The 2,279-nt window shown below is 68.1% G+C and carries 2 protein-coding genes and 2 pseudogenes; all 4 read right to left on the reverse strand.

Going from position 1 to position 2,279, the window contains the following annotated elements:
* Positions 1-89: pseudogene (locus Q7U29_RS10115) on the reverse strand (N-acyl homoserine lactonase family protein); the annotation flags it as partial.
* A 31-nt stretch (positions 90-120) separates the two neighbouring features.
* Positions 121-1,020, reverse strand: a complete 900-nt coding sequence (locus tag Q7U29_RS10120; protein ID WP_304740951.1) for an amidohydrolase — start codon at positions 1,018-1,020, stop codon at positions 121-123.
* On the reverse strand, positions 1,017-2,135 hold the full coding sequence (locus Q7U29_RS10125; protein ID WP_304740952.1) for a VWA domain-containing protein: 1,119 nt from the start codon (positions 2,133-2,135) through the stop codon (positions 1,017-1,019). Before Q7U29_RS10125 ends, Q7U29_RS10120 begins: the two co-directional genes overlap by 4 nt.
* Positions 2,132-2,279, reverse strand: a pseudogene (locus tag Q7U29_RS10130) (MoxR family ATPase); the annotation flags it as partial. The gene Q7U29_RS10125 and the pseudogene Q7U29_RS10130, both read right to left, overlap by 4 nt.

Below are 2,279 nucleotides of genomic sequence, written 5' to 3' on the forward strand. Positions count from 1 at the left end.
CTGGTGCGCCCGCAATCGCGTCCCAGCACGAGGAAGCTGGATTCCAGCTCGATGTCGCCGTAGTCCAGGATCTTGATCTCGAGCGCCATGTGTTCGTTTCCTCTCGTTGGATCGTGTTGATCAGGCCAGCCGATAGATGCCGGCGGCGGTGTCGTGAAAGATCGCCTGCCGGTCCGCGGCGGACAGCGTCTGGGTCGCCGCGCGATACGCATCGACCAGCGCGTCGTAGCGGGTCCAGAGTTTCTCGATCGGAAAATTCGAACCGAACATGCAGCGGCCGGCGCCGAACAACCCGACGGTTTCGCCGACCACGAAGCCGATATGCGCCGGGTCGTTGCGATGCAGGAAGGTGCCGAGGCCGGACAGTTTTGCCACGACGTTGGGCCGCTGCGCCAATAACGCCATGCCGGCGCGCCAGGCCTCGATGCCGGCCGGCGAAAGATCCTCCAGCATGCCGGCGTGCTGCAGTACGAAGCTGACGCAGGGACAGGCGTCGGCAAGCTCGGCCGCATCCGCCATCTGCGGCGCGAACACCTGCAGGTCGAAGGCCCAGTCATATTCGCTCAGTCGCGCGATGTTGCGCCGGAGCGTCGGATCGCGCGCCAGATCCGGAACAGACGCGAAGCGGTATTGCGGATTGTCGTGCCAGTGCAGTTGCATCCTGACGCCACGCACCAGCGGGAATGCCGCCAGTTGTTCCAGTTGCGGCCGCACGTCGGCCGCTGTGAAATCCGCGTAGGCGACAATGGCGTGCGGCCAACCGGTTTCCCGCTCGGCGTCGCTGACATAGCGGACCTCATCGAGGAAGCGCTCTTTCGCCCAATTCGCCTGCACGTAGACCGACCGCGTGACGCCGGCAGCGGCCACATCGGCCAGATATTCCGCGATAGTGTAGTCGCGTCGGATCGGCTCGTAGGGTCCAAAGATCCGCGGCAGCATCGGCCCGAGCAGCCAGGGCAGATCCTGCTGCCGCCAGATATGATGATGCGAATCGACGCAGACGGGCGCGGGCTGAATCATCGGGCGGCCCTCCGTCGTGACAGGTCGAGAACATGCCGGCACAGCCGCTCCGTCGTCGCGCCATTGGCGACGCTGTCGAGCATCGGCAGCACCGCGCGCAGCGCGGCGGTCTCCGGGCGATAGTCGGCCGCGGCGGCGAGCGGGGTCATCCAGTCGATCCGCCAGGCGCGTGCGGCGAGATGCCCGACTGCGCGGATCATCTGCGCCGGGTCGCCGCGTTCGAGCCCGTCGGACAGCACCAGCACCAGCGCGCCACGGGCATAGCCGGCAAAGCGGGGCACCGCGAGGAAAGCCGCCAGCGCATCGCCGATCCGCGTGCCGCCGTCCCAGTCGGCCACGAGGTCGGCGGCGACGGCAAGCGCCTGCTCGCGGTTCTTCAACCGCAGCGCGCGGGTCAGCCGCGTCAGCCGGGTGCCGAACGTGAACACCTCGACGCGCGGCGCCGCGTTGACCAGCGCATGGGCAAAGCGCAGATGCGCGTCGGAGCGCGCCTTCATCGAGCCCGACACGTCGATCAGCAGCAGGATGGCGCGCGGCCGCAACTGACGTTCGCGGCGGCGCAGCAGGATGACCTCGCCATCGGTGCGGATGGCGTCACGTAGCGAACGCTGCAGGTCGAAGCCGCCGCCGCGCTTGGCGGCGCGCATCCGATAGCCGCGGCGCCGCGGCAACCGGGCCGGCAGGTGGCGGCTAAATCGCGCCAGCTCCTGGCTGTCGTCGCCCGGCCGCAATGCGCGCCGCGACAGTGCCTCGCGCGCGGTGGCCGCCTGCCCGGTTTCATTGATGTCGTCCGACAGCGGCGCGTCATATCCGGCGCCATCGTCCTGCACCTGCAACTCCTCGTCGCTCTCGGTGACCAGATTCGACAGCGTGCCGGAAAGGCCGAGAAAATGCATATCGAACAGCATATCGAAATCGGGCTGCCGCTCGAACGGCGGCGCCAGCGTGGCGACGCCGGCGCGGCGGATGTCCTCGATATCGCGCGGGCCGAGCAACTCAATCGCCCGAAGAAAGGCCAGCCCCTGTTCCGGTGCGACCGCAAAGCCATTGCGGCGCAGCAGCGCGATGAAATCCAGCAGCGGCCGGGTCGCGCGCGGCAAAGCAAGCTCCGTCATGCCGCGATCTCCGCGATGATGGCGTCGAGCCGCGGCGCAATGAAGGCGAGATCCTCCTCGTCCTTCAGCGCCACACCGATCGCGCGGCGGAACGCATCCGGCCAGGGCGCGCCGGTTTTCGCCAGAAGGGTCGCGGCCTCCGCC

Source organism: Bradyrhizobium sp. (assembly GCF_030654605.1).
Classification (GTDB): Bacteria; Pseudomonadota; Alphaproteobacteria; order Rhizobiales; family Xanthobacteraceae; genus Bradyrhizobium.